Genomic DNA, 21336 nt, shown 5'->3' with positions numbered 1-21336 from the left:
CATGGAAAACCGCAGCACCTATCCATCCGTCTTGGCTGTCGCGACCGGCTCCGTGGTCAGATGAAAATCAACCAGCTCCTTTTCAGTAAGGTAATAGAGCCGGTCCGGCGGTGTTTCGAGAGCGTTGATCCAGAGGCCGGGGCCGACTCCCATCGTATCGAGATGGCGGGCGACTCTGGCCGTGGTGGATTGTGCGAAGGACATGGCCTGTGCCGGTGTCGGCCGTTCCTCGCCGCCGCTGAAAACCTGGTGCACGCCGATCAGCGCGTCCTTTTCCGCCACACGCGCCACGCCCCCGGCAAATACGATCGGGCAGGAAGACGCGCAGAGCGCCTTCGCTGCCACTTTGGTATCGAGCTTCTTCTCGCGGATCAGTTTCGACATCGCGAGCGCATCGTCCACCGAACCGCCCGGCGAGTTGAAGGTCACGGTCCTGACATATTCGCCGCGCGCTTCGATCTCTTCGGCGAAACGCGAACCGGCGCCGAGGTCGATCGTACCCTCGGCGAGCAGGACGCCGCCGGGTCGAAGATCGAACTTCATCGGCTGGCGCAGTACTTCGTCGGAGCTTCCGGGTTGGACTGGCGGCCCGTTGGGCGCAGCCTCGGTTACTGCCGGAGGCAGGACCGGCCGATCCTCGAGCATCGGATCGAAACGGGGCAGTCCGTCGTTCATCGCAGCGATCTCGCGCATGTCGATAAGCAGGAAGACCCCCGCGGCCGCCAGCATTGCGAAGAAGGCGCCGCGCATCAACACACCGTCGTCAATCCGAACCAGCGCCTTGAATGCTTCATCGATCCTCATGCGACCGATCCTTTGCACGCGTCCTCGGGTCGAGGCTGGTGATGTTGTTCGGCTCCTCCGCTTCTGCCTGAGCGGCTATGTCGCCGAGTTGCCCGCCGTTCGCCGTCACGGCACGCTGCACTTCCAGGGCCTGCAGAAGCTCGGCCGCCGTGATGCGCTCGGCAAAGGGCAGCTTCTCCTCCTGCTTTCGGATGGCGCTGTGAACCGCGGCCAGAATGAAGACCAGCACGCCCGGCAGCAGGTCGATGGAAATGGCCCCCGCCCAGGCGGGAATGAAATCGGTCGCATAGCGCAATACCGCCTCCGCGGATGAAAGCGGAACGAAACGCCGCTCCGCCACCGGCGCACGCGCAAGTATTTCGTCAGCCGCTTCGGAGAGAACCTTGGATTGCGCCGCCACCGAGGCTCGCACAGTCTCCATCACCCGGTCCTGGCGATTGACGAGATCGGCATCCCCGCCGTCGGCCACGGGTGCGATGAAGCCGAGCGACAGGTCGTCTGCGGCGCGGCGGATCGAAGGCGCGATCGAAGTCTGTCCGAGCGACGTTATGACGCCTGTGAGCGCCACCACTTCCGAGGAGAACTGATCGGCACGCGGTGCGACCGCACCCGGCGCGGAGACCAGCGTCCGCATCGTTTCGAGCCGCTTCTGTCCCTGATTGAAAAGCACCGTCACATGTTCGCGGGAGGCGTTTATGCCATTCTCCAGATCCTTCATCTGCGCCGACATCTGCGACAGAAGCTGCACCACGCTTCCGGACCCGGTCGTGCCGGTGAGCGCTCCCGATTGCCGCTCCGAGGCGGCAAGCTGAGCGAAGCGTTCGGATGCGCGCTGGATGTCGGGCAGCAGGCTCTGGGCCGCAAGCGCGTTCTGATGCGCCTGGTCGAGGTCGGCGGTATAATCCTCCACCGTTTCCGCGAGATGCTGTTCGAGCGCGGCGGAACCTGCCAGCGCCGCCGCATTGAGCCAGCTCGACATGGCGATGATCATGGCCGCACCCAGAGCCATCACGCCCAGCATGGCGGCCCGGCCCGTATGGGTGGTCACATGCGGATAGAAGCGGGCCATATAGGACCAGAAGGCGTAGATGCCGACGGAAACCGAGGCCGAGTAGATGATCGCCGCGAAGAAGACCGACGTCGGGGAGCCGTCGAGAATGCTGCGGACGCCGAGATAGGTATAGACGCCCGAGGCAAGCGCCAGCACCGCAAGTGCAAAACGCGTCATGGTTTCCACGGCCGCAACGCCGTCATGCAAACGTTGGGATGCGCCGAGGGCCATGAGCACCATCTCCTCAGAGGAATGTATTCCTTAACAGAGAATGAAGAAACGGGCGGAATAAAGGCTGCCCATGCGGCGAAGAGCCGGGATGCCAGGAGATCCGCCGCAGGTGGCGTCATCGAACGAGATAGGTCTCCACCGCGCCGATGCCTCGCAGCTCCAAGGCGCAACGACGCTCGAGCGTCCACGGACCGCGCAGCGCGCGCCTGGTTGCCTCAGAGATCTGTATTACGTCGGCGACCCCCTGGGATTCGAGCCTGCTCGCTATGTTCACCGTTTCTCCCCACACGTCGTAGACGAACCGGAGCCGCCCGATCAGCCCGGCTACGACGGGCCCCGTATGGATTCCGATCCGAACCCGAAAACGGTCAGGCCCGGCTTCCATGTCCTGCAAGGATCGAAGCATGGACTTTCCGAGAGCCACGATCCTGTCGGCATGATCCGGCGCCGGCTCCGGGATCCCGCAGGCGGCCATATAGGCGTCTCCTATGGTCTTGATCTTCTCGACACGGTGCTGCTCGGTCAGCAGATCGAACCTCCTGAACATTCCGTCCAGGCGCCTGACCAGATCGGACGCAGTCAACCTTGCTGCAATGGGCGAAAAGCCGACGATATCCGCAAAGAGAATGGAGACCTCTTCGAAGCGGTCGGCGATGATCTCTTCGCCATCCTGCAACCGTGCAACGATCTGGTCGGGCAGGATCGCGCGAATGAGGGAATCCGCCCGCAGCTTTTCCGTTTTTATCTGCTGGAGGTAGCGGTGCTCCCGGTCGAGCCAGCGCTTCTTCTCGAGCGTCGAGTTGATCCGTGCGCGCAGAAGTATCGGATTGAAGGGCTTCGTCAGATAGTCGTCGGCGCCGGCCTCGATGCAGCGGGCTACCGCCGTGACATCACTCAAGCCCGATATCATGATGACCGGGACGTGCTGCCATCGCTCCTCGGACTTCAATCGCGACAGCATCTCGATGCCGTTCATGTCCGGCATCAGAATGTCGAGCAGGATGAGGTCGAACTCGTCCTCGGCCAATTTGGCCAGGGCGGACAGGCCGGATTCGGCGGTGACCACGCGGTGACCTTCGCGGCGCAGCCGCCGGGACAGGAGATCACGATTGCTGGCCACGTCGTCGACGACGAGGATCCTGCCCCCCTGTTCCGGCCATGCGACCTCTTGCGCCTTGAACAGAAGTCGCTCGAGCCCTGCCGCGTCGATTTCGGCGCATTCCCCCGGTTGAAGCATCTCGACCGTTTCCCCGCGCGAAAGACTGGCGATGGCGTCGACCTGCCTCAGGAGCTCTGCCGCCGCTGACAGTATCACATGGAGGTCTTCCTTCAGCGCATGCTCCGGCGCATCGCTTGCCTCTTCGAGGATCATTTCGGAATAGCCTATGATGGCGTTGAGCGGCGTGCGCAGGTCGTGGCGGAGTCTTGCCTCCGCCTCCGCTTCTCCTTCCTCCAGAGCGCAGGCCGTGCCCTCGAGAAGGCGATCGATAAAGCCGTTCAGTTGCCGTGCTGCAGCACCGATCCGGTCGAGATCGCTCTTTATGTGGATCAAACCAAGATCCCGCGCCTGCTCGACCAGCAGTTCCTGGAAACCCAGGATTGCCCGCGCCGGACCGGCCAATCGCTGGGCCACGTGAGCGGCGATCGCCTGGTGCTGGAAGTCGTTGCCGGCGGTCATCTTCCCACCTATATCGCGAGCAGCTGCTCGATCTTGCGAACGAGCTGGGGCAAGTCGACCGGCTTGCTGTCGTAATCGTCGCAGCCGGCTTCAAGCGCCATCTCCCGGTCGCTTGCCATTGCATGCGCCGTCAGAGCGATGACCGGTATTCGGGATGTCAACGGATTGGCCTTGATCCGTCGTGTCGCTTCCCAGCCGTCCATCACCGGCAGGCTCATATCCATGAGGATCAGGTCCGGCTTTTCGGATGCGGCAAGTTCGACGCCGGCCTTTCCGTTTTCAGCTATTAGCACGTCGAAGCCCCGGCGGGACAGCCGCCGCGAAAGCATGTCGCGGTTCATTTCATTGTCTTCCACCAGAAGGATTCTCGTCATTTGCGGCTCTCCTCCTGCCTATGTTCAGCCGTCCGCGAGGGCTTTGCCGACCGAAGCGCCCGATCCGATCTGACGTTCGAGTGCCGCGACCAGCTGGGAGCGGCTGTTTGCGCCCTTGTTCACGACAGCGACCGCCCGGTCGCGCAACCATTTCAGCTCGCTTGCGGAGAGGTCTTTCGACGTGACCACCACCACCGGAATGTTCTGCAGCTCCGGAATCCTCTGCATTTCGCTGAGCGTCTGGAATCCATCCATTTCCGGCATCAGAAGGTCGAGCAGGACGAGACGCGGCAGAATCCGCTTCATCATTTCCAGTCCGCGGATGCCGTCGCCCGCTTCATGTACGGTCCACTTTCTCTTAACCAGAATGCGCCGGAGAAACTCGCGGGAGGCCTGGTCGTCGTCGACGACCAGAACGTCGTGCTTGCCGCCCCCGAATGTCTCGATCGTCCGGACCAGCTTGTCGGTATCGATCGGCTTCGTCAGATATTCGACCGCGCCGAGCGAAAGACCCAGTTCGCGATCCGCCAGGATCGTCGCCAGGATCACCGGGATCGTGCATAATTCGGGATCGTTCTTCAGGGCGCGCAGGACCGACCAGCCGTCCTGATGCGGCATGATGATGTCGAGAATGATCGCGTCTGGCCGGTGCTTGCGTGCGGCGGCCAATCCTTCCTGTCCGTTCGATGCCTCGATCGAAGCGAGGCCCGCTTCTGCCAGCGCCTTTGCGATAAGGCTGCGGGCAGCCGGCTCGTCGTCGATGATGAGTGCGGTGCGGCCCGACCCGACCTGCGGTACGGGTTCGGCCGGCGATCCCTCGGCCTCTCTCTCGCACTGCGCCGGAACCTCCATGGTGAACACGGAACCCTTGCCGACTTCGCTTTCGACGGTGACGACGCCACCGATCATGCGGCAGAAGCTGCGCGTGATGCTCAAGCCCAGGCCCGTGCCGCCGTAGTTTCGGGTGGTGGAGGCATCGGCCTGGGTGAAGGCATTGAAAAGCCGCTCCTGCTGCTCCGGCGACATGCCTATGCCGGTGTCGGAGACCTGGAACACAAGCCAATCGCGGTCCCCTCTTTGCTCCCGCCGGACCTTCAGGGTCACCCGCCCGCCATTCGTGAACTTCGCCGCATTGCTGAGCAGGTTGAAAAGGTTCTGGCGCAGCTTGGTCTGGTCGGAATGCATCTCGCCGAGATCGGCCTCGAAGTCCTGCGTGAATTCGTTTCCGTTCCTGGCCATCAACGGCGCGACTGTCGCGGCAACGTCACGGAGCAAGTCGGCAACGCTGAAGGTCTCGAGGAAAACCTCCATCTTGTTCGCCTCGATCTTCGACAGGTCGAGGATGTCGTTGATGAGCGAAAGAAGATGGCGACCCGCGGACGCTATCTTGTCGAGGTCCGGGACAAGCTCCTCATCCTCATGATCGCGTGCCTCCTCTATCAGCATCTCGCTGTAGCCGATGATCGCATTGAGCGGCGTGCGCAACTCGTGGCTCATGGAGGCGAGGAACTGGCTCTTGGCCTCGTTTGCCGACTCCGCGTGGCTCTTTGCGCGCTCGAGTTCGACCTGCCGCTGTTTGAGCTCGGTGATGTCGGTGTAGACGGCGACCGTTCCGCCGTCCGGAATCTTGCGTTTGCTGATGCGGACCCACTTGTCGCCGAACCGTTTCTCGTCGACGAGACCGGCTGGGTCCCGATGCAGCCTTACGCGCTCGTCGACCCACTCTTGCGGCGACTTGCCTTCGAGATCCACCTGGCCCATCTCGAGGTTCTGCTCCACGATTTCGCGGAAGCTCCTGCCGCGAAGCGTATTCGGCTTGTGGCTCGGGAAGATTTCGCAATATTTGCTGTTGGCGACCAGGATCCTGTCCTCGGAGTCATAGAGGACGAAGCCATCCGATATCACCTCGAGCGCGGCTGCGATCGTCCGGCGCTGCCGCTCCGCTTCGTCTTCGAGTTTTTTCTTTTCGATCGCGCTTTCCCGGAAAAGCGAAAGCGTCCTTGCCATTGCTCCCAGTTCATCGCCGCCCTCTTCGGGGATATCGACGTCGTAACGTCCCTCCGTCAGGTCGCCGATGACGCGATTGAGGCGCCGCAGCGGGCCGACGATCGAGCGCAGGACGAGAAGCGTGAGCAGCGAACCGATCAACACCACGCCGCCCACCAGGATGGCCGCGGTCGTGGCTGTCTTCTCGGTTTGCACGACAACCTCGTTGCGGGCCGCTTCCGCCTCGGCCTTTACCTGTTCCACGAGCCTGTTGAGATCCGCATCGACCTTGCCGCTGTGGGTGCGCGCCTTTGCCAGCAACGCGTTACCGACGATGCGGTTGTCCTGGGTGTAGCTGTCGGCTGCCTGCAGAGCCGTTTCGACATAGGCGTCGACTTCCGTACGAATCGCCTCCACCGCCTCGGGCGCGTGCTTTGCAAGGCCCGCCAACTGCTCCTGCAACCGTTCGCGGGCCTCATCGGCGTTGCGCTGGGAGTTCATCAGCAGACTGACGGAGAGATCGGTCAACCAATATCTGAGATCGCCGAATGCCACATGGGCCGATGCTGCCGATGCCGCCCGGTCGAAAAGCTCCCTTGTTTCGGCCATGCGCTCGGCGCTGCGATAAAGCGCCTGCGTGAGAAATAGGGATGAAAGGACAAGGCTGATCAGGCCGGCCGCTGTGAGCGCGGCCACGCGGGCAGAGATCGGCAGATCGGTGATCCGGCTGTCGAGCCTTTTCGCGGGCCGGGCGGCCTCTGTCGACCGGAGCTCATGCCCGAGCGCACTCATTTGAACAGGACGATGCTGATGGCACCGCCCAGATCGCCCGCCTTGCCGCCTTCCTTCGGATAGCCGGTGACGTCAATTTCACCCTTGGGCGAACCGTGACAGGAAAGGCAGGACTCCGTGTAATATTCCGGCAGCAGCATCCGGAAAGCCGGCCGGCCGTTCACCTGCGTCACTTCCGTATAGAGTTCACCCTTCGGCCTCTGCGGATCCGAGAAGACCTCGTTGATGACTCGCGCCTCCCAGGCATCGGGAAGCGACTTGCGGTTGCGCACCAGAACCTCCGGCGCCGTAACGCGGACCAGCGCCTCATTGCCCGCCTTGACAGCAAATTTCTCGTTCATCAGACGCGCGAAAATGGCCGGCACGAAACCTTTGAACCCGATCCCGGGGCGGTTTATGTCGTCCTGCTGCTCATTCACGACTTCCCGCATCGCCTCGACCTGCGCCTGCAGAAGCTTGCGGTCGCGATCGCCGAGATCATCCGAGATCAACGGATGGCCGGTGCGCTCGCCATAAAGGGCGATCGCTTCGGCCGTGAAACGCTCACCGTCGAGTTTCTTGTCTCCGAGGGCCGGGTCATTGATGAGCGACTGGTAATTCGAAAGGACGTTTCGAGCGGCACGCAACAGCTCGGCAAGCCGCGTCCCGGTCGCGACATCATCAGCCTCCTCGGCAGCAAGCGAAGGTGCGAAGAGCGCGCAACCGCACAACAGCGTGACGATGCAGTTTCGCGCCAGGGCTGCAAGAGCTTCCATTTTCTTACCCCCCAGAAGGAAGCGCAAGCAGAGATGATACCACAAGAGGGCACGTGGAAGGAGTCATCAGGAGTCATCGCTCTCGCGCTTTCGCGCTCAAGCCTTCATTCCACTGGCGTGAATCACAGGATGTCGATGCGGGCAGCCGCATAAGCGGGCAGGTCGAGACTGTCGCTTTGGTGCGCTATCGCCTCCGGTTCTCCCGCGCCATCGCGCAGCCAGGTCTCATCGAGAAGCGTGAGCCTACGCGCGCCGGCCTCGGGAAGCATCACTCGCTGCAGATCGGGTGTGAGATTGGCAAGCAACAAGGTGGTCGTTCGATTCAACGTCGCACCAAGGCCGGCAACGCATTCGGGCGCGGATGTTTCGACCGCGATCCGCAACCCGTCCGACAGCTGCGCGAGCCAGTTGAGAACATGAAACAGCGGCCTCGCCCGACCGGCTTCGACGGGCTCCCCGGCGCCGGCGATCAGCCCGGATGGTCCGGCAAGCGTCGAAAGCGTCAATAGCTCGGGCTCCGCATCGGCAACCGTCGCGGCATAGGCAAGCGTCCAGGCAGCGCCGAAGAGAGCGTTATGTCGGGGGTCCCTCGCCGCCATGGCGATCCGCTTGCCGAACGGATTGTCCTTCGTCGCACTGCCATAGGGGTTCTGGCGCATGGCGATCGTGGAAGGACCGATGCGATAGGGCTTCGCGCCATAGATCGCGCGCACGGACCGGGTTACGTCCCGCAACGCCTCGAAGGTCTGCATCACGCTCGTGTCGTCGGCCGCATGGACGATCGGGTTGGTGCAGTGGGTGACGTAGGAAAGTCCTTCGGCGGGCACCCGCTTACGGTTGAGCTCGGTGAAATAGCTGAACATGCCGCCGCCGAGCGGTACGCCTGGAAACGCTTTGCGAGCGGCCGCATAGATGTCTTCGAGCGGCGGGCATTCCGGCCAGACGCTACCGGGTGGGGTCGACTGCCGGTCGACCGAGGGAGAGACGGCCAGGCTTGCGAGCTCGATGCCGCTCTGGCGCACAAGCTGCGCGATCTCGCCGAGTTCCTCATCGAGGGGTCGCTTGCATGGAACGAAACATTCGAGCGTCACCGCGCAGCCCGACGCGTCGGCCACGCCTCGGAAGTGCCGAAGGTCAGCCAGGCCGTGACCGGCATCCGGGTCGAAATGGCAGACGAGATGCCGTGCGCCCACCTGCTTCAGAAGCCCCGCATTGCGTAGCTCTTCGGCGGCAGCGTCGGGACGCAGGCCGATGCCCATCTGAGGCAGCCTCCCTGCGTTGTGCCTGAGGGAGAGACGGATATTTTCCTGCCCTCGCTCTTCAAACGCAAGCGCCTCCCCCGACGTGCGGATCGACAGCATCACGCTCTGGTGGACCGTCTCTCTCGCCTGCAGCAGATAGGGCCAAGGCAGTTCCAGCGGGCGCACGTAGGTCTTGTAGGAACCGTCGGTCCAGTTCCGCTGGTCCTCCATCTCCAACACGTCGCCGGCGAAGCGGCACTCGGCCTCGATGCCCGGCGAAACTTCGTGGGTAATCGCCGCGATGTCCTTGAACGGCTGCCAGGGCTCGATGAGGTCCGGGAAGACCGATCGTTCGACCGTGCCGTCTCCATGCTCGACCTCGACCGGCCGCCCTGCCACACCGACGATCGGATGCAGGACTGCGAAGCCGGCGCGTGCCGTTTCGAAATCGCGGTCCGGCGTGAAACGCGCGTCGAATACGAGGCGGTCGGGATTCAGGTTAATGGTCGCGCTGCAATCGAGAAGAGCCCCGTCCGGCGACCGGAACCTGGCGGAGTACCGAACGACTGTCCCGGTCTGGCCCTCCTCCACCGTCAGATCGCCGATTTCGGCCTCGCAGGTGCCCCAATCCCGGTCCCGGACGAGAAAGGAGATGGCCCTGAGCACCTCCTTGCCGGCAAGACGGATCGTGCGCAGATTGCCGCCGGCGAAATCGGCGCTCAAGCGGCCTGCCTCGATCCTGCGCGCCTCGGGCTCCTTCTCGTCGGTACCTAAAAGGAGAAAGACACGGGAGACCGTCATCCGAGAACCTCCGCGAGTGAAACGGTCCGTCCTTCCGCCGCGCTCAGATAGGAGGCCTCCACCAGGGCGAAGGTCTCGAGATTGTCGCGGCCGGACGTATCCGGCTCGCGTCCGGCACGCAAGGCTTCGATCCAATGCTGCTGGATGAGCGCGACGCTCTCCTGGATGTTGTGCCAGGGAGGCGACGCCCAGGAAAGGGCGGGCGGTTCCACATTCGTCAATTTCGTAGCGCCCTTCGAGTGAACGGCAAGGTGATAGCCCTGCGTCAGCCGCAAGGTGCCCTTGCTCCCGTCCACCTCCATGAGGGTCTCGGGGAAAGGCTCGACCGGCAGCTTGGTCGCGTAGCTGCAGTCGACGAGCGATGTGATCCCCCCGTCATGGTCCAGGAGCATCGTTGCGACGTCCTCGCCGGCAATCGCCGGATTGACCCGGCGCGTGCGCGCGGTCACCGCCGTCGCATCGCCGAAGATGTAGCGCGCGACATCGAGCGCATGAATGCCGAGATCCTCGATGATGAAGCGCTTGCCCGTGGCGAGATAGGGCTGGCCCGAAAAGACGTCGTAGCCCGACCGGAAGCTTACCCGCCCCCAGAACACCTCGCCGATCGCGCCGCTGTCGATCGCCGCCTTTACCGCCCGTATCGGCGACTGCCAGCGGAAATTCTCGTGAACCATGAACGCCACGCCTGATTTCGCGCAAGCCGAGACCATTGCCTTGGCGTCTTCCATGGTGGGCGCGATCGGCTTCTGGCAGATCGTCGCGACCCCGTGTCGTGCGGCCATTTCCACCAGCCCCCGGTGACTTCGGACGGTCGTGGCGATGTCGACGAAATCGAAGCCGCCATCGGCAAAAAGATCCTCGGCCGAGGTGTAGCGCCGCTGGATGCCGAACGCGTCGCCGACGGCCTTCAGCCGCTCCGGATCGCAATCGCAGATGGCAACGATGCGCGCCCCTTCCGCGTCACGCCAGCCATGCATCTGGTTGACTGCGAAGAACCCGCAGCCGATCAGCGCGCCTTTGAGATCACCCATATGGTCGTCCCTCTAAGCTCAAAATGCCCCTCCCCAACCCTCACCCTTTTTTCGCAAGCTGCGTCAGCGTGACCTGTTGCTGCAGCCGGCGTTGCGCCTGATCCACCACGACGGCGACGATGATCACGATCCCCTTGATGACCATCTGCCAGAAGGACGAGATGCCCATCATCACGAGACCGTCGGAAAGAATGCCGATAACGAAGGCGCCGATGATGGTGCCGCCGATCGTCCCGCGGCCGCCGGACATCGACGTGCCTCCGAGAACCGCTGCGGCAATGGCATTGAGCTCGAAGGAATTGCCCGTCGCCGGGTGCGAGGCCATCAGTTCCGACGAGATGACCAGTCCGACGATCGCCGCGCAGAAGCCGGAGAACATGTAGACGAACATCTTCACCCGATCGACCCGGATGCCGGACATGCGGGCGGCACGCTCGTTGCCGCCGACGGCGAAAATGTGCCGGCCGATCGGCGTATACCTGGCGACGTACGCGGCGGCAAGCGCCACGGCGATGAGGATCCAGATCGAAACCGGCAGGCCGAGAAGCCGGCCGGAACCGAGGAAGGCGAAGCCCGTCGTCGCGAGTTCCGGCTTGCCGACGAGGTTGGGGAATGTCTGGCCGCCCGATGAAAGCAGCGCAAAACCACGCGCGACATAAAGCGTGCCGAGCGTGGCGATGAAGGGTGCGACGTTGAGCTTGGTGATCAGGAGCCCGTTCACCGCGCCGATGACGATCCCGACGGCGAGCGTGATGAGGCAGACCTCGACGACGTTGAAATAGACCGTGTAGCCGAACTGCAGATCGATGCCGTTGAGGATGAGCCCGCCGGCTACCATGCCGCAGAGCCCGACGATCGAACCGACGGAAAGATCGATGCCGCCGGTGATGATGACGAAGGTCATGCCCATTGCGAGGAAGGCGTTGAGCGCCACATGCTTCGACATCAGGATCAGATTGGCGGTCGAAAGAAAGTTCGGCGCGAAGATCGAGAAGAAGGCGATAACCGCGAAGAGGGCGATGAACGTCCTGAGCTTCATCAATGTGAGCAGCAGCGAGCCGCTCGTCGCGTCGGTTGCGTTGGTGGTCGTAGTTGCCGTCGTCATCAGGCGTGTTCCCTTGTCGTTTTATGGCCCTCGGCCGAAGCCTTTACGATCATCTCTTCCGTCGCGTCCGCGCGGTCGATGACCGTGACCAGCCGTCCGTTGCTCATGACGGCGATGCGGTCGGAGAGCGCCATGACCTCCTCGAGGTCGGAGGTGGAAAAGAGGATGGCGAGCCCCTCGCCGGCAAGCCGGCGCATGGTGCGGAAGACATCCGCCTTGGCGCCGACATCTATTCCGCGGCTGGGTTCGTCCATCAGCAGCACCTTCGGTTTCGTCATCAGGGCCTTGCCGATGACGACCTTCTGCTGGTTGCCGCCGGACATCGAGGTCACCTCGAAGTCCGGGTTGGGCGCCTTGATGGAAAGATCGCGGATGGCCGCCGCGATCGAGGCTTGCTCCCGCGCGCCGACAATATGGAAGCCGAAGCGGACGAAACGGTCGAGGCTCGCAAGCGTCAGGTTGCTGGCGATCGAAAGCGCCTGGACGAGACCCTCGCGCTGGCGATCTTCCGGTATGAGCGCCAATCCTGCGCTGATCCTCCCGGAAGTATCGCTGGCGTCGACCTCCGTCCCGCCGACGAAGACCCGCCCCGAGGAATGCGGGTGCTGGCCCATGACGCATTCGAAGAATTCGCTTCGGCCGGCCCCCATCAGCCCGTAGATGCCCAACACCTCGCCGGCACGTACCGAGATCGAGACATGATCAACCGCGAGCCCGCCGGTCCGGCGCGGTAGGCAGATCTCCTCGGCGCGGAACGCCTCCTCCCCGAGGCGGTGGTCGACCGATTTGGCGAAGTCCTTCGCATCCGAGCCGATCATCGACCGGACGATCCACTTGGTATCGATGTCCTTGACCATGGCATGGCCGGTGATTTGTCCATCCCTGAGCACGGTGATGTAGTCGCCGATCCGCATCAGCTCTTCGAGCCGGTGAGAAATGTAGACGATCGCCACCCCTTGCGCCTTCAGCTCCCGGATGACCTTGAAAAGGACATCCACCTCCGCCGCCGAAAGGGCTGATGTCGGCTCATCGAGAATAAGGATGCGGGTATCGAGCGAGATCGCCTTGGCGATCTCCACCAGCTGCTGCTGGCCGATCGGCAGGTCTTCGACGAGCGTCTCGGCATCGATCCCGGCATCGAGCCTGTCGAGGAACCCGGTAGCCCTCTCGACCTGCGCGCGATGATCGATGCCGCGAATGCCCCGGGTCAGCTCCCGCGTCGCGAAGATGTTCTCGGCAACCGAGAGATTGCCGAACAGATTGAGCTCCTGGAAGACCATGCCGATGCCGTGGCGCTGCGCGTCGGCCGGCGAATGGAACTCCACGTGCTGGCCGTCGAGCAGGATGCGCCCGAGTGACGGCTTCTCGACGCCGGCGATGATCCGCATCAGGGTCGACTTGCCGGCACCGTTTTCCCCGACGAGCACATTCACGGCGCCGCGCCGGAGCGAAAGGTTCGCATGGCGCACCGCAACTATACCCGAGTAGACCTTCGTCACGTCTTCGAGGCGCAGGACGCAGCTATCGTCGTCAGCTGGGTGCATGATCACTCGCCCACCGTCAGCTGAGCCGGAACGAACAGCGGCAATTGGCCCTTGGCGGGCAGCGGATAGGCGCCGACTGCGTCGAGCTTCTTACCGACAAGTCCGTCGCGGGACAGCTTTTCCAGAACCAGTCCGTTGACATGCGTGTTGAAGGCTTTGCCGAACTGCGCCCATTCGATCTGGTTCTTGAATTCGTTGAAGTTGACGAAGTCGAGGCTGTCGCGGATCGCCGTGCCGCGGATCGCCGGGCCGATCTGCACGCGCGCATCCGCCTCGCCGTCGCCGTTGGCGTCGACCTCCACATAGGCCGAGCGCGACTTCGTCTCGGCCTTAACGATTGTGCCGGAAAGACGCGCCGCAAAAGTCCAGGGGGCACTTCCCTGCTTTTCCTTGTGGCCGTATTTGGCACCCGCCGCCTGAGGATCGCTCTCGGCGAGAGCCGCCACCTCGGCGAACGGACCGGCCTTCCTGTCGAGATAGGGAAGCACCTTGGCGTCCCAGATCTCGGCGACCATGCGATTGGGATTGAAGCCGCCGGAGGCAGCCTCCGCGGCCTCTTCGGCAGTCGGCGTCTTGATGATCTTGCAGCCCGAGAGTGCCATCACGCCCGCAACCACAAGTGCGGCCGCGACCTTAAACTTCGGCATCGAAATTCACTCCATGACAGGACAGGCGCGCAGCGGATCGGCCGCGTGCCGAGCGCATCGGCCCGAAAAGCAGAATCGATTTTCGGAAAGCACGATGCGTGGATACAAAGGCTTAGCGGGTGCGGACGGTGTCCGCTCCCGCTCCAACTCCTTGGAACCGATCAATCGGCCAGCGCGAAGGTCTCGAGCTGGTCGGCGTTTTCGCTGTTGATCAGCACGCAGTCCATGAGCTGTTTTTCTTCCGCCGGCGCCTTGCCGGTGGTGATGTATTCGTGCGCCTGTTGCACTGCCATCTGCGCCTGGGCGTAAGCCGGCTGCAGAACGGTGGCCTTGATGCCGCCGGACTTAATGGAGTCGCGAACGTCGTTCGAGCCGTCGAAGCCGACGACGATCACGTCCTTGCGGCCGGCCGCCTGCAATGCGGCGATCGCGCCCATGGCCATCGTGTCGTTGCCGGAGATAACGCCCTTGATGTCGGGATTGGCCTGAAGGATCGTCTCCATCTTGCTGTAGCCCTCGGTCTGGCTCCAGTTCGCCGACTGCTGCGCCACCATCTTCATCTCCGGATATTCGTCGATGACGTCGTGGTAGCCCTTCGAGCGGATGCCGGCATTGAGATCGGCTTCGCGGCCGAGCAGCTCGACATAATTGCCGGATTCGCCCATCAGCTTCACGAATTCCTCGGCACCGAGCTGCGCGCCCTGATAGTTGTTGGAGACGATCTGCGAGACGGCGACCCCGGTCGCGTTGATCTCACGGTCGATCAGGAAGGACGGCACGCCCGCATCCTTCGCCTTCTGGACGGCCGCGATGGAGGCTTCAGACCCGGCATTGTCGAGAATGATCGCCTTGGCGCCGCGGCCGATCGCGGTGTCGATCAGCTGCGATTGCTTGTTCGCATCGTCGTCATGCACGAGGACCAGCGTTTCGTAGCCGAGCTCCTTCGCCTTGGCCTCGGCGCCCACCGCTTCAGCCTTGAAGAAGGGGTTGTCGTGCGACGGCGTGATAATGGCGATGAGATCGGCCGCGTAGGCCGGAATGGCGGAGCTCGCCGCCAGTACCGCCGCGAAAGCGGCGATGGTCATTCTGCGTGTCAGTTTCATCTGCTTTTCCTCCCAGGTTGAAAAACGTCGGAGCTGTCCTCACAGGCTCCGGTATTCCGTTCGCACGATCAGGTGATGCGGCGGATGCTGTCGGCGATCTCCTGCGGCTCGAAGACGCGTTTCCAGTCCTCGCGCATGAGCATCGGCTTGCCGAATTCGATGGCCTTGTTGCAGGCGTCGGAGAAGACGCCGGGCGTCTCTTCGAAAATCACTGCGCCGAGCACGTTCATGTGGCCGAGCAGGAAGTCGCGGGCTGCCTCTTTCGGCACCCCGCGCTTGACGCATTCCTCCATGGCCTCGCGCATGACGACCAGCAGCGACGCGCAGACCGTTTCCGAAAGGCCCGGCTCCAAAAGCGCAATCTGCTCGACCGTCACCCGGTGCGAGCGCATGACCGGCGCCCAGATGATCTTGGCGATCTCCTCGCCGAGCGCATAGGCCTCTTCCGGCCCCTGCATCAGCGCGGATACGATGTGCTGCTTGGCGGCGACACCGCCGAAGAAGTCGCGCTTGGCCGCCGGGTCCGTCTCGTCGTTGAAGATCGGCGGATGGCAGGGATGGGTGACGAAATAGGTAAGATCGCCGCGCTCCGGCAGATGACCGGCATAGGGTGCCGCCGCATCGAGAACGATGACCATCGTGCCGGGCTTCAGTTTATCCACAATCGCGGAAGCAACCTTGCCGATCGCCGTATCCGGCACCGCCAGAATGACCACCTCGGCACCATCCAGCGCCTCATCGGCGGCAACGTCCTGAAGCCCGAGCTCGTCGGCCAGCCGCGCCTTGCCCGCCTCGCTCACTTCCACATGGCGCACGTCGAAGCGCGAGCCTTTGAGGTTCTTGGCCAGGCGGCAGCCCATCTTCCCGCCGGCGCCGAACAGGGCAATCGATGTCATTTGCAACTCCTCAGCTATCTTGATGATCCGAATAGCGGAACTGGTATGATGAGTCAATGAGCATATCACTACGCGTAGAGTCCGCCGTTGCTGGCGACCGCGCAGGTCGGTGCAGTTGACAAGTCACGATTATCGGATTACGACTGACGAAATTCAAAATTCGTCACTCATCATCAGGAGACAGGATGAGCGATCTCGCAGACAACACCGTCGACGCAGTCCGCCAGGAAAACGTGACGCGTATTCTTGAGGCCGCCGAGCGGCTGTTCCGCCATTACGGCTACGCCAAGACAAACGTCGCCGATATCGCGCGCGAGCTCGATATGTCGCCGGCCAACATCTATCGTTTCTTCGCGTCGAAGACGGAGATCCATCAGGCGCTTTGCTCGCGCATGCTCGGCGCAAGCTACCAGCAGGCGCTGGAAATCGCGCGTCTGCCGCTTAGCGCTTCCGAGCGGCTGAGGCGCTACGGGCTGGGGCAGCACAAGCTCACGGTCGAGACAATGCTCGACGAACAGAAAGTCCATGAGATGGTCGTCGTGGCTATCGAGCGCGACTGGCACGTCATCGAGAAACATATCAGCCGTCTGGACGACCTCCTCGCAGGCATTATCCGCGAGGGGATCGAAGCCGGAGAGTTCGCCGAACAGGACCCCGCCATCGCCGCCAGATGCTTCGGCGCCAGCCTCGTCACCCTTTGCCACCCGCAGATCGTCGCCCAGTGTCTCGCCAAGGAAAACCGCGCGACACCCGAGGAACTGATCGAGTTCGCGATCCGGGCGCTGAAAAAATAAGGCATGCCGCCCCAAAAGTGTGGACCGGTTTCGGGCGAAGCCATGCACAAAAACGCCGCGCCGCCGCAGAGTGGCCAAGGAGAGTATGAGCGATGTTTTCAGGAAGTGCCCTCAACCGACCGTTCGTCGCCCGTCTCCTCACCGCGATCCTGCTCGGCGCCGTTCTCTCCGGCTGCTCGCAGGAGAAAGTCGAGACGAAGGAGACCATACGCCCGGTCAAGGTCGTGGAGATTGCCGCGGCCGGCGAGCCGCGGGAGCTTCACTATTCCGGCTCGGTTAGAGCGCGCACGGAAATGAACCTCGGTTTCCGCGTCGGCGGCAAGATAACCGAACGGCTCGTCAATATCGGCGACCGGGTTAAGCCTGGTGACATTCTCGCCCGCATCGACGCCACCGACTATCGGCTCGCGGTCACGAGCGCCGAGGCAAACCTGCTTGCTGCCGAAAAGCAGGTGCAGACGACGGCGCTTGCGAAACTCCGGGCCGAACAGCTCTTCACCAAATCGTTTTCCTCCCAGGCTCAGCTCGATCAGGCAACGCTTCTTTACGATCAAGCGGTATCGACGCGAGACGCCGCGGCCTCGTCGCTGAGCCAGGCGAAGAACCAGGTAAGCTATACGGACCTCAAGGCCGATCAGAACGGCATCGTCACGGCCGTAAACGCCGATATCGGCCAGGTCGTCGGCACCGGAACGCCCGTCGTAACCGTCGCAGTCGACGGCGAGAAGGAAGTCGAAATCGCAGTGCCGGAAATAGATGTTGCCGAATTCAAGCCCGGCAAACCGGTCGGGGTGCGCTTCTGGTCGAACGACATGCTTGTGCTCGACGGACATGTGCGCGAAGTCTCCGGCAGCGCCGACCAGCGCTCGCGCACCTTTTCCGTACGCGTCAGCCTGCCGAACGACGAGCGCGTGCTTCTCGGCATGACGGCGACGGTCGAGGCGGCTGCAGCAAGCTCGGCGCCGCTCGTTTCGATACCCCTGAGCGCGCTGTCGAAGAAGGATGGCCAGAATATCGTCTGGATCGTTGATCGTGACTTCTCGACCGTCCATGCACGCCCGATCAAGCTCGCCGATTTCGCCGACAACGGTGTGCGCGTCGTCGACGGCCTCGGCGCCGGCGACCTCGTCGTTGCCGCAGGCACACAGTTCATGGCCGAGGATCTCAAGGTGAAACTGCAGGCGGGCGAACAGCAATCCGCCGAGCAGCAGTCCGCTCGGGCCGAAACGCCCGAAATTCTCCGCTAACCTCCACCGATAGAACGGGACGACGGCCATGCACGCCTCCACCGAGGACAAGAAACCGTTCAATCTTTCGCGCTGGGCGATCGGGCATCCGAGCATCGCGCGCTTCCTGCTTGCGCTGATCATCATCACCGGTGGGCTTGGGCTCCTGCGCATGGGGCAACGCGAGGATCCGGAATTCACGTTCCGCGTCATGGTGGTGCAAGCCGTATGGCCGGGAGCTTCCATCCAGGAAATGGAAGACCAGGTCGTCAACAAGATCGAGCGCAAGCTGCAGGAAACGCCGCATCTCGATTTCGTCCGCTCCTATACGCGCGCCGGCAGTGCCATCATCACGGTCCAGATCGAGGGCGACACCAACGCAGACGAGGTCGCCGACGCATTCTACCAGGTGCGCAAGAAGGTGGGCGACATCGCCAACGAACTGCCCGAAGGCGTGCTCGGCCCCTATTTCAACGACGAGTTCGGCGACACCTTCATCACCCTGCATTCGATCAGCGGCGACGGCTTCAGCTATCCGGAACTGAAGCGCTTCGCGATCGAGGGACGCGACATGCTGCTGACGACACCGGGCGTCGAGAAGGTAGTGATCCTCGGGGACCAGCCCGAGAAAATCTATATAGACCTTTCCTCCAAGGTCCTCGCAGAGCGCGGCCTGACATTCAACGACCTGCGCAATGCGATCGCCGGTCAGAACAATGTCGATTATGCCGGCTCTGTCGACACCGGCACGCGCTCGGTGCGCATCTCAGTCGAAGGAGACGTCACCAAGGTCGAGGACATCCGCGAGCTGCGGCTGAGGGCGGGAGACCGGACCATCCGGCTTGGCGACATCGCGACCGTTACCTCCGGGCTGGAAGATCCCTATGCAAGGAAATTCCGATTCAACGGCCACGACAGCGTCCAGATCGGCGTCGTCATGGCAAAGGGCTTCAACGTCACGGACGTCGGCAAGGCAGTCGAGGCGACCTACGATCGCTTTGAGTCAGCCCTCCCCTACGGCGTGTCGGTCGATCAGGTCTCCAATCAGCCGGAGGTCGTGACCGAAGCGATAACCGAGTTCAGCCACGCGCTCATCGAAGCGCTGATCATCGTCCTCATCGTCTCCTTCCTGTCGATCGGCTGGCGCTCCGGTCTCGTGATCGCGATTGCCATTCCGCTCGTGCTCGCGGCCACTTTTGCGATCATGTACGAGCTCGGCATCGACCTCCAGCGCATCTCGCTCGGGGCGCTGATCATCGCCCTTGGCCTGCTTGTCGACGACGCGATGATCGTGGTCGAGATGATGGAGCGGAAACTCGAAGAGGGGCTGGAAAAGATCGACGCGGCGAGCTTCGCCTATTCCTCGACCGCTTTTCCCATGCTGACCGGCACTCTGATCACCACCGCCGGCTTCATCCCTGTCGGCTTCGCGGAATCGACCGCCGGCGAATATGTCCGCTCGCTCTTCTACGTCGTCGGCATCGCCCTGGTGGTCTCCTGGTTCGTGGCGGTCTATTTCACGCCCTGGCTCGGCTACATGATCCTGAAGCAGCGCCACCACGCCGGCACCCATCACGACGTCTTCGATACGCGCTTCTATCGCCGCCTGAGGACGACTGTCGGCTGGGCAGTGCGCCACCGCGTCGTCGTGCTCCTGATGACCCTTGCCATCTTCGTAACGAGCCTTTGGGCATTCCAGTTCATTCCGAAGAATTTCTTCCCGCAGTCCTCGCGCCCGGAAATCCTGGTCGATCTCTGGCTGCCTGAGGGAACGAGCATCAAGGAGGTCGAAAAGCAGGCGAAGGCGCTCGAGGAGCGGATGATGGACGATGAGGACAAGCGTTTCATCGCCACCTATATCGGCGAAGGCGCCCCGCGCTTCTTCCTGCCGCTCGACCAGCAGCTTCGCAATCCGAATTTCGCGCAGCTCCTCGTCATGGCGAAGGACGAGCCGGCCCGCGAGCGGCTGATCGCCAAGTTGAGAACGATACTCGCCGAGGACTTCCCCTCGATCCGCGCCAAGGTCGACCGATTGTTCCTGGGACCACCGACCGGCTGGCCGGTGCAGATGCGGGTGATGGGACCCGACCGCGAGGAAGTGCGTCGAATCGCCGACCAGGTGAAGACCAAATTCCAGGAAAACCCGATGCTCGGCGCGATTCATGACGACTGGCTGGAACCTGTGCCGGCGATGAAGCTGGTGATCGACCAGGACCGCGCCCGCGCCCTCGGCATCACGTCGCAGCGCATCCGCCAGATGTTGCAGGCGGCAATGTCCGGCGTCCCGCTCGACAGCTCCCGCGATGGCGAGGAAACGGTCTCCATCGTGGCGCGGGAGCCCGGCGGCAATCGCCACCTGCTCTCTGCCGTGCAATCAGTCTATGTGCCCACCGATTTCGGTGGCTTCGTCCCGGTCTCGCAGATTGCCAAGGTGGTTCCCGTCATGGAACAGGGTATCGAGTGGCGGCGCGACCGGCTTCCTACGATCACCGTGCGCGGAACGCTGCCTGACGGCGTGCAGCCGAACGACGTGGCGATGCAGCTCTTTGACAAGCTCAAGGGACTGAGGGACGGCCTTGCACCCGGCTACAAGGTGGAGATCCAGGGCGGCGCCGAAGACAGCGCCGAGAGCCAGGCCTCGATCGCCGCCAAGGCGCCGATCATGCTGGTGGTGATCGTCATTCTCCTGATGGTGCAACTCCAGCATTTCGGCAAGGCGATGCTGGTGCTCGCAACCGGTCCGCTCGGGATTATCGGTGCGGCGGCGGCCCTGCTCATCAGCGGAGCACCCTTCGGCTTCGTCGCCATTCTGGGGGTCATCGCGCTGCTCGGCATCATCATCCGCAATTCGATCATCCTGGTGGACCAGATCGACCAGGACATCGCGGCCGGGATGGAGCGTTCCGAGGCGATCATCGGCGCGGCGGTGCGCCGCTTTCGACCGATCATACTGACGGCGCTCACAGCGGTGCTGGCATTGATCCCGATCTCCCGCGGCGTCTTCTGGGGACCTCTCGCCTATGCGATGATGGGCGGCATACTGGTTGCCACCGTTCTGACGATCCTCGTGCTGCCGGCCGGCTATGCGCTCTTCTTCGGCAAGGAGCCGAAATCGCGCAAATCGGACCCGGAGCCTGCAGCCGCGCAGGACAATGCGGACGAACAGGAGCACTACTCGACCCCGCTTGCGGCAGAGTAAGCGGAGTCCGGTTATTAGCCGATTCTGCGCGAGCACGCAGATCGGCTACTCTTGCCCAATTCTGTCGAGATCAGAATA

General features: G+C 62.8%; 16 protein-coding genes. 3 read left to right on the top strand and 13 right to left on the bottom strand.

The genetic code is table 11. The features are described 5' to 3' along the window. Window positions 1–18 precede the first annotated feature (18 nt). The 13 genes from PZL22_RS05600 to PZL22_RS05540 form a co-directional block, all read right to left on the bottom strand. On the bottom strand, window positions 19–804 hold the full coding sequence (locus PZL22_RS05600) for a COG3904 family protein (RefSeq protein WP_284718258.1): 786 nt from the start codon (window positions 802–804) through the stop codon (window positions 19–21). Beyond that, window positions 791–2086: a hypothetical protein gene (locus PZL22_RS05595; protein WP_033048204.1), complete on the bottom strand. Its 1296-nt coding sequence runs from the start codon at window positions 2084–2086 to the stop codon at window positions 791–793. The genes PZL22_RS05600 and PZL22_RS05595 overlap by 14 nt, the downstream gene beginning before the upstream one ends. A 115-nt stretch (window positions 2087–2201) precedes the next feature. Then, window positions 2202–3764, bottom strand: a complete 1563-nt coding sequence (locus tag PZL22_RS05590) for an adenylate/guanylate cyclase domain-containing protein (RefSeq protein ID WP_003525791.1) — start codon at window positions 3762–3764, stop codon at window positions 2202–2204. An 8-nt stretch (window positions 3765–3772) separates the two neighbouring features. After that, the gene (locus PZL22_RS05585; protein WP_127614249.1) at window positions 3773–4138 is read right to left on the bottom strand and encodes a response regulator; all 366 of its coding nucleotides are present in this window, start codon (window positions 4136–4138) and stop codon (window positions 3773–3775) included. 24 nt (window positions 4139–4162) lie between these two features. Further along, a complete protein-coding gene (locus PZL22_RS05580; RefSeq protein ID WP_003525789.1) occupies window positions 4163–6916 on the bottom strand; it encodes an ATP-binding response regulator in 2754 nt (917 codons plus the stop codon). Then, window positions 6913–7671 (bottom strand): Tll0287-like domain-containing protein, encoded by a 759-nt coding sequence (locus PZL22_RS05575; RefSeq protein WP_003525786.1) that lies wholly within the window; start codon window positions 7669–7671, stop codon window positions 6913–6915. Before PZL22_RS05575 ends, PZL22_RS05580 begins: the two co-directional genes overlap by 4 nt. Window positions 7672–7793: 122 nt before the next feature. Continuing rightward, window positions 7794–9713 (bottom strand): D-apionate lactonase, encoded by a 1920-nt coding sequence (apnL, locus tag PZL22_RS05570; RefSeq protein ID WP_284718257.1) that lies wholly within the window; start codon window positions 9711–9713, stop codon window positions 7794–7796. Further along, window positions 9710–10744 (bottom strand): Gfo/Idh/MocA family protein, encoded by a 1035-nt coding sequence (locus PZL22_RS05565; RefSeq protein ID WP_284718256.1) that lies wholly within the window; start codon window positions 10742–10744, stop codon window positions 9710–9712. The genes apnL and PZL22_RS05565 overlap by 4 nt, the downstream gene beginning before the upstream one ends. 40 nt (window positions 10745–10784) lie before the next feature. Beyond that, on the bottom strand, window positions 10785–11849 hold the full coding sequence (locus tag PZL22_RS05560) for an ABC transporter permease (protein ID WP_284718255.1): 1065 nt from the start codon (window positions 11847–11849) through the stop codon (window positions 10785–10787). After that, window positions 11849–13393, bottom strand: a complete 1545-nt coding sequence (locus PZL22_RS05555; protein WP_284718254.1) for a sugar ABC transporter ATP-binding protein — start codon at window positions 13391–13393, stop codon at window positions 11849–11851. The genes PZL22_RS05560 and PZL22_RS05555 overlap by 1 nt, the downstream gene beginning before the upstream one ends. 2 nt (window positions 13394–13395) lie before the next feature. Beyond that, window positions 13396–14040: a DUF2291 family protein gene (locus PZL22_RS05550; protein ID WP_284718253.1), complete on the bottom strand. Its 645-nt coding sequence runs from the start codon at window positions 14038–14040 to the stop codon at window positions 13396–13398. A gap of 161 nt (window positions 14041–14201) precedes the next feature. Beyond that, entirely contained in the window at window positions 14202–15143 is a 942-nt protein-coding gene (locus PZL22_RS05545) for a D-ribose ABC transporter substrate-binding protein (RefSeq protein WP_014527519.1), read from the bottom strand. 68 nt (window positions 15144–15211) lie between these two features. Continuing rightward, the gene (locus PZL22_RS05540; RefSeq protein WP_284718252.1) at window positions 15212–16039 is read right to left on the bottom strand and encodes a phosphogluconate dehydrogenase C-terminal domain-containing protein; all 828 of its coding nucleotides are present in this window, start codon (window positions 16037–16039) and stop codon (window positions 15212–15214) included. Window positions 16040–16224: 185 nt separating this feature from the next. Here PZL22_RS05540 and PZL22_RS05535 point away from each other — a divergent pair, with 185 nt between their 5' ends. The 3 genes from PZL22_RS05535 to PZL22_RS05525 all read left to right on the top strand — a co-directional run bounded on the left by PZL22_RS05535 (window position 16225) and on the right by PZL22_RS05525 (window position 21258). Beyond that, on the top strand, window positions 16225–16833 hold the full coding sequence (locus PZL22_RS05535) for a TetR/AcrR family transcriptional regulator (RefSeq protein WP_284718251.1): 609 nt from the start codon (window positions 16225–16227) through the stop codon (window positions 16831–16833). 92 nt (window positions 16834–16925) lie between these two features. Beyond that, window positions 16926–18080 carry an efflux RND transporter periplasmic adaptor subunit gene (locus PZL22_RS05530; RefSeq protein WP_003525772.1) on the top strand — a complete coding sequence of 385 codons (1155 nt, stop codon included), beginning with the start codon at window positions 16926–16928 and terminating at the stop codon, window positions 18078–18080. Between the two features lie 28 nt (window positions 18081–18108). After that, window positions 18109–21258 carry an efflux RND transporter permease subunit gene (locus tag PZL22_RS05525; RefSeq protein ID WP_003525771.1) on the top strand — a complete coding sequence of 1050 codons (3150 nt, stop codon included), beginning with the start codon at window positions 18109–18111 and terminating at the stop codon, window positions 21256–21258. Window positions 21259–21336: the final 78 nt, after the last annotated feature.

It is taken from the genome of Ensifer meliloti (genome assembly GCF_030064585.1).
Lineage (GTDB): Bacteria > Pseudomonadota > Alphaproteobacteria > Rhizobiales > Rhizobiaceae > Sinorhizobium > Sinorhizobium meliloti.
Note: the sequence above shows the minus strand (reverse complement) of the source record. Positions and strands in the feature narration are given on the sequence as shown.

Excerpts from the sequence above, each read along its gene's own strand:
- PZL22_RS05600 (WP_284718258.1), bottom strand. The coding sequence starts at position 804 with ATGAGGATCGATGAAGCATTCAAGGCGCTGGTTCGGATTGACGACGGT.
- PZL22_RS05595 (WP_033048204.1), bottom strand. The coding sequence starts at position 2,086 with ATGGCCCTCGGCGCATCCCAACGTTTGCATGACGGCGTTGCGGCCGTG.
- PZL22_RS05590 (WP_003525791.1), bottom strand. The coding sequence starts at position 3,764 with ATGACCGCCGGCAACGACTTCCAGCACCAGGCGATCGCCGCTCACGTG.
- PZL22_RS05585 (WP_127614249.1), bottom strand. The coding sequence starts at position 4,138 with ATGACGAGAATCCTTCTGGTGGAAGACAATGAAATGAACCGCGACATG.
- PZL22_RS05580 (WP_003525789.1), bottom strand. The coding sequence starts at position 6,916 with ATGAGTGCGCTCGGGCATGAGCTCCGGTCGACAGAGGCCGCCCGGCCC.
- PZL22_RS05575 (WP_003525786.1), bottom strand. The coding sequence starts at position 7,671 with ATGGAAGCTCTTGCAGCCCTGGCGCGAAACTGCATCGTCACGCTGTTG.
- apnL (WP_284718257.1), bottom strand. The coding sequence starts at position 9,713 with ATGACGGTCTCCCGTGTCTTTCTCCTTTTAGGTACCGACGAGAAGGAG.
- PZL22_RS05565 (WP_284718256.1), bottom strand. The coding sequence starts at position 10,744 with ATGGGTGATCTCAAAGGCGCGCTGATCGGCTGCGGGTTCTTCGCAGTC.
- PZL22_RS05560 (WP_284718255.1), bottom strand. The coding sequence starts at position 11,849 with ATGACGACGGCAACTACGACCACCAACGCAACCGACGCGACGAGCGGC.
- PZL22_RS05555 (WP_284718254.1), bottom strand. The coding sequence starts at position 13,393 with ATGCACCCAGCTGACGACGATAGCTGCGTCCTGCGCCTCGAAGACGTG.
- PZL22_RS05550 (WP_284718253.1), bottom strand. The coding sequence starts at position 14,040 with ATGCCGAAGTTTAAGGTCGCGGCCGCACTTGTGGTTGCGGGCGTGATG.
- PZL22_RS05545 (WP_014527519.1), bottom strand. The coding sequence starts at position 15,143 with ATGAAACTGACACGCAGAATGACCATCGCCGCTTTCGCGGCGGTACTG.
- PZL22_RS05540 (WP_284718252.1), bottom strand. The coding sequence starts at position 16,039 with ATGACATCGATTGCCCTGTTCGGCGCCGGCGGGAAGATGGGCTGCCGC.
- PZL22_RS05535 (WP_284718251.1), top strand. The coding sequence starts at position 16,225 with ATGAGCGATCTCGCAGACAACACCGTCGACGCAGTCCGCCAGGAAAAC.
- PZL22_RS05530 (WP_003525772.1), top strand. The coding sequence starts at position 16,926 with ATGTTTTCAGGAAGTGCCCTCAACCGACCGTTCGTCGCCCGTCTCCTC.
- PZL22_RS05525 (WP_003525771.1), top strand. The coding sequence starts at position 18,109 with ATGCACGCCTCCACCGAGGACAAGAAACCGTTCAATCTTTCGCGCTGG.